Source organism: Blastomonas sp. CCH1-A6 (assembly GCF_001556365.1).
Taxonomy (GTDB): domain Bacteria; phylum Pseudomonadota; class Alphaproteobacteria; order Sphingomonadales; family Sphingomonadaceae; genus Blastomonas; species Blastomonas ursincola.
The window spans coordinates 1-4,289 of sequence record NZ_LSIS01000481.1; the positions used below are offsets into that span (position 1 = coordinate 1).

A 4,289-nucleotide genomic window follows, 5' to 3' on the forward strand; every position below is an offset into this window, starting at 1 on the left:
GTGTATAAGAGACAGGATGACGCTGGTCGACGTGAACACCGGCATCCAGGAAGCGGTCGCCAGCGGGTCGGCGCGCAAGAAGGATATCGGCGTCGTGGGCGGTGGGCTGTTGCTCGGCCTTGGCGTGGGTGCGCTCGGTGGAAGCTACGCCTCGACCGACATCGGCAAGATCACCACGCTGGCGACGCTCGATGCGTTCCGCAAGCTGATCGAGGATGCACGGCCACGGCTCGAGGCGAGGCTGGTGCCGGCCAAGCCGCCCGCAATGGTGCCTCCCGCCTCCGCGCCGCTACCGGCGCAGGCGGTTCAACCGCTGCCGCAGCCAAATCCGGGAACGCCGAAACGATGATCCGCAAGAAATCGACCCGCGCGGCCGAGATCGCATTTGCCGACGAAGTGATGGCGTCCGACGAGTTCGCGGCTCTCCCCGAGCGCGTGCGATCGACGGTGCGGAACCATCGCCAGGGGATGCGGGGCGAGCGCGAGACCGCCTATATGCTCGATCACCAATTCGGGCCTGACAACGACCGCAACCTGCTTATCCACGATCTGCGCCTGCCGGACGGGCAGGGCGGGTTCGCGCAGTTCGATCATATCCTGCTGTCGCGGGCGTCGCGCACCGCCTCGATCTTCGAATCCAAGAACTACTCTGGCCGGATCTCGAAGAACGAGCATGGCGAATGGATGGTCTGGTATCGCTCGCAACGTCAGCCGCAGAACATCCCCAATCCGGTCGAACAGGCCAAACGACAACGCAAGGTGCTGCAGGCGTGGCTGAAGCGAAAAGGGCATGACAGGGCGTTCGCGGAGGTCGGCGTATTCGTGTCCGTTCCGCCCACCGCGATGATCGACCGTTCCAAAATCGGCAGCGACGAGCCGATCTACAAATGCGACAACCTTTACAAAGCCTGGGTGCCGTTCGGCGGGTCATCGCCCCTGGGACGAATGTTTTCGACCGGCGTCACCGCCGCGCAGATGGTCGAGATCGCCGACCAGCTCATCGCCGACCATGTCCAGGAGGGCGATATCTATACCCGCCTCGGCATCGTTCCTGACAGCACGGACGCCGCCGATACGTCTCATACCGGCGACCCGTCTGGGCCGATCAACATGCCCATCGTCCAGGCCGCGTCTGTGCCGGAATTGCCGCCGTACGTCGAGGCAGAGCCTGTCACTGTTCATCCGGCGCAAAGTCCCTCCACATCGGTAGCGGTTGAATGCACCGTTTTGGAGGTATCGCCCCCTGCCAAGGCGGTTCCCGTCAAGGCGGGCGCACCTATCGAGGTATGCGCCGGGATCGTCGAGCGGACACTGCCAGATGGCCGCATCGCATTCAGGGCCGCGCGCGACGATGAGATCGGCAGGGAGGTTCTTTCCGCGTTGTGCAAGGGCAAGGCGATCTGGAACCCGAGATTCTCCAACTGGATCTGCGTGCCCGACGTCGCCGACGTGATCCGGGCTGCACTTCCCGATGCGATCAGGGTCGGCCACGTCGCATGAATATGATCAGCCTGCCCCGGCCCGAATGCCCGTATTGCCATGAGGCGATGCGCCGCTGGCCGCTGGGGCAGCACATGCTGGTCTGCGACACCTGCCGCCGTCCGATCGTGCGCTACCTCGCTGCGCCCTCGCGTCGGATCTTTCGGCTGCGCCCGCTCTACAGCGTCATCAACGCCATCGCGCTGTTCATTCTGGTCGCGACCTTTCTCGCCATCGTGATCGCCCGCGCCGACATCCGGCATATCATGCTGGCCGTCGCGATCCCCATCGCGATGTTCGGCGCGAGCGATATCGGCGATGGCTGGCTGTCCTGGCGTACCTCGCTCGATCGAGGGTGGAACCACCTTCGCAAGGGTCGCAAGGCGCGGCTGATCGGGCTGGCACGCGCAGCGTTCGGCATCGCCGGCTGTGCTGTCGCCATCTTCGGGCTACTTGCCTACGGCGACATGACCACTCCACGAAAACCGCTTGCCCATCAGGCTGGTCGGCCATGATTCCCTTCTGCCTGATCCTGGGCGACAGCACCGCGGTCGGCACGGCGCAGGCATTGGCAGCACAGGGCATACGCTGCGAGGTTCATGCGCGCGTGGGTGCCGGTTCGGCCGAGATCGAGCGGCGGGTGAGGGGCGCTTCGGCCGCCACCGTCGCCCTCATCGCACTCGGGTCGAACGATGCCGCCAGTCCGGCGCTCCCAACCAACCTTCTTGCGCTCAGGCGGCGAACCACCGCCGTCAAGGTGGCCTGGCTTGCCCCCTACGACCTGCGCGCGTCATCCATTGTCACGTCGATCGCGGCACGTTTCGGCGACACCGTCATCCCGCTGCGGGCGCAACCGAGCCGGGATGGCATCCATCCGGTCAGCTATCGCCCCGTCGCCAAGTCGCTGCGGTGGGGGGCGGTCGCCCCCTTCAGAGCCGGCGTAGCGCCGGCGCCGATCGCGCGCGCGACCGTGCTGGTGATGAGCAGCCCACTCGGGTCGTGATCGCCATCTTCATGCCGCGAGCATCGGTCGCCGGAACCGAACGGCTCGACTCAATCCCGCTGGAACAAATCCGGCCCATATGACAGGCTGAACGTCATGGACCATCGCATCACCCACACCTGCGGCCATGAGCAAACCCATTTCATTGCCGGGTTCGCGTCGCAGCAGGAGCGCAAGGCCACCTGGCTGCGCACGACGGTCTGCGGCGCGTGCTACCGCAAGCAGCGCCAGGAAGAGAACGAGCGCGACGCCGCGGCCTCGCAACAAGCCGTTGCCCATCTGTCGCTGGCGCCGCTCAACGGCTCGGAACGACAGGTCAGCTGGGCAACGACCATTCGCGCGAAACGGATCGCCTTGCTGCGCAAGGATCAACCTCTCGATAGCGTCGAAACCGGCGCGGCGCTGCTCGGCATCGCGGACGCCAAATGGTGGATCGACAACCGCGACGCGACCGACGCGCAGTTGCTCGCCTCGGCAGGGGTGGCTCAGGCTCCCGGCTGAACCGGCGTCGTCACCGCATTCTTCAGCGGCGCGGGCTTCTTGCCGTCAGGCAGCGTCCTGCGGAGGTGCTCGTGGACGATCGCAGCCGAGAAGGGCTTCGGGATGAACGTCGCCTTCTCGGGCATGTCACCCGGATTGGGACGGATATTTGTAGGGGCTTGCAATCGTAGCGGTGTCTGCTCGCCAACAGCGCTATTTCCTGCTCACGCTATCTGCCACTGGCGCGTGGCACCGTGCTCGAATTAGCTGCCAATGTGCTCGCCATCATCCGGCGCTGCTCGCAAACGAGGCGTCGCACTCACGTTATCTGCCAACAGCTTCGACCGCCAAGGGGAGGTCGATCAGACGGCCATAGGTTGTCCCGTTTCTCCATCTGCACCGGGCAGTTTCGGGAAAAGCCAATCGGGAACACATTTCGGGAAAATGGCGCCCTCGTTGCCATCGAGCGCGCCTTCCCGCCGTCAGCCGTCCCACGCGACCTTCGTTTTTGGGAAACTGCTTATCGTCCGGGCGGGGGCGGTTCGTCGAACAGCATTTCCAGATCATCGGCCTCAAACCCGCCCTTGGGGCGCTCGACGAGCGTGAAGCGCCATCGCTGCCCGCGCCGTAGCTCAGTGAACCCGGCGCGCTCCGCCGCTCGGACGTGGACAAAGACCTTGGGCTGCTTGTCGTCACGAGAGATGAAGCCCCAGGCCCCACCACGGTCGAGGTATTTGATCGTTCCGGTCGGCATGATGCCTTCCTTTCGGGCCTAGCCCTCCTTGGCGCAGGCGAGGCACATCGTCGTCGCGGGCGCACGATCGAGGCGCTTGGCCTCGATTTCCTCACCACAGCGGACGCACCAGCCATAATCGCCGCTGTCGATCCGCATCAGTGCGGCGTCGATGCGGCTACATTCGGCTTGCCGGTGCCGCTGCGCCGCCAGTGCCATTGCCTGCACCTGCATGGCGTCGATCCGCGACAGGCGGCCGACGCTTTCCTGATCGAGCGTGACCGGGGCGCGCGTTTCCTCGGCCGCCGCATCATCGGCGACGAGCTGATCGCGAAGCGCCAGCAGTTGCCGACGCCGCGCATCAAGGTCCGGCGCGTCCCCGGCTATGTCAGCGTACCAACAGTACCGGGGCGCGAACGGTGCGGATCATCGTTGTCGTCGTGCTGCCGACGACCAGGGTGCGAAGCGGCGAGTGTCCATAGGCACCCATCACCAGCATCGCGCCGGGATGCGCCGCCATATGATCGCCGATCACCGCATCGACCTTGCCGTCACGCAGGACGGTTTCGGAACAGGCGGGCAGCGTTGCTGCCG

At 65.3% G+C, this 4,289-nt stretch carries 8 protein-coding genes and 1 pseudogene; 5 read left to right on the top strand and 4 right to left on the bottom strand.

Annotated elements, in window-relative coordinates; genetic code table 11:
• The 5 genes and pseudogenes from AX735_RS21490 to AX735_RS21510 all read left to right on the top strand — a co-directional run.
• A pseudogene (locus tag AX735_RS21490) lies at positions 1–349 on the top strand (CsgG/HfaB family protein); the annotation flags it as partial.
• Positions 346–1,500, top strand: coding sequence for a nuclease-related domain-containing protein (locus AX735_RS21495; RefSeq protein ID WP_010409151.1), 1,155 nt, complete (start codon positions 346–348; stop codon positions 1,498–1,500). The pseudogene AX735_RS21490 and the gene AX735_RS21495, both read left to right, overlap by 4 nt.
• Complete coding sequence (locus AX735_RS21500) at positions 1,497–1,994, top strand: hypothetical protein (RefSeq protein ID WP_010409153.1); 498 nt, start codon at positions 1,497–1,499, stop codon at positions 1,992–1,994. The genes AX735_RS21495 and AX735_RS21500 overlap by 4 nt, the downstream gene beginning before the upstream one ends.
• Positions 1,991–2,482 carry a hypothetical protein gene (locus AX735_RS21505; RefSeq protein ID WP_010409155.1) on the top strand — a complete coding sequence of 164 codons (492 nt, stop codon included), beginning with the start codon at positions 1,991–1,993 and terminating at the stop codon, positions 2,480–2,482. The genes AX735_RS21500 and AX735_RS21505 overlap by 4 nt, the downstream gene beginning before the upstream one ends.
• Positions 2,483–2,578: 96 nt before the next feature.
• Positions 2,579–2,983: a hypothetical protein gene (locus AX735_RS21510; protein WP_010409157.1), complete on the top strand. Its 405-nt coding sequence runs from the start codon at positions 2,579–2,581 to the stop codon at positions 2,981–2,983.
• Here the strand turns inward: AX735_RS21510 and AX735_RS21515 are convergent.
• The 4 genes from AX735_RS21515 to AX735_RS21530 all read right to left on the bottom strand — a co-directional run.
• Entirely contained in the window at positions 2,968–3,108 is a 141-nt protein-coding gene (locus tag AX735_RS21515; protein ID WP_231372554.1) for a hypothetical protein, read from the bottom strand. The two genes, AX735_RS21510 and AX735_RS21515, sit on opposite strands and share 16 nt — an antisense overlap.
• 374 nt (positions 3,109–3,482) lie before the next feature.
• Positions 3,483–3,716 carry a cold-shock protein gene (locus tag AX735_RS21520; protein ID WP_004213294.1) on the bottom strand — a complete coding sequence of 78 codons (234 nt, stop codon included), beginning with the start codon at positions 3,714–3,716 and terminating at the stop codon, positions 3,483–3,485.
• A gap of 18 nt (positions 3,717–3,734) precedes the next feature.
• Positions 3,735–3,929 carry a TraR/DksA family transcriptional regulator gene (locus AX735_RS21525; protein ID WP_004213295.1) on the bottom strand — a complete coding sequence of 65 codons (195 nt, stop codon included), beginning with the start codon at positions 3,927–3,929 and terminating at the stop codon, positions 3,735–3,737.
• 154 nt (positions 3,930–4,083) lie between these two features.
• Positions 4,084–4,289, bottom strand: a 206-nt coding sequence (locus AX735_RS21530; RefSeq protein ID WP_202189638.1) for a universal stress protein, incomplete at its 5' end; no start/stop codon positions are given.

Excerpts from the sequence above, each read along its gene's own strand:
- AX735_RS21495 (WP_010409151.1), top strand. The coding sequence starts at position 346 with ATGATCCGCAAGAAATCGACCCGCGCGGCCGAGATCGCATTTGCCGAC.
- AX735_RS21500 (WP_010409153.1), top strand. The coding sequence starts at position 1,497 with ATGAATATGATCAGCCTGCCCCGGCCCGAATGCCCGTATTGCCATGAG.
- AX735_RS21505 (WP_010409155.1), top strand. The coding sequence starts at position 1,991 with ATGATTCCCTTCTGCCTGATCCTGGGCGACAGCACCGCGGTCGGCACG.
- AX735_RS21510 (WP_010409157.1), top strand. The coding sequence starts at position 2,579 with ATGGACCATCGCATCACCCACACCTGCGGCCATGAGCAAACCCATTTC.
- AX735_RS21515 (WP_231372554.1), bottom strand. The coding sequence starts at position 3,108 with ATGCCCGAGAAGGCGACGTTCATCCCGAAGCCCTTCTCGGCTGCGATC.
- AX735_RS21520 (WP_004213294.1), bottom strand. The coding sequence starts at position 3,716 with ATGCCGACCGGAACGATCAAATACCTCGACCGTGGTGGGGCCTGGGGC.
- AX735_RS21525 (WP_004213295.1), bottom strand. The coding sequence starts at position 3,929 with ATGCAGGTGCAGGCAATGGCACTGGCGGCGCAGCGGCACCGGCAAGCC.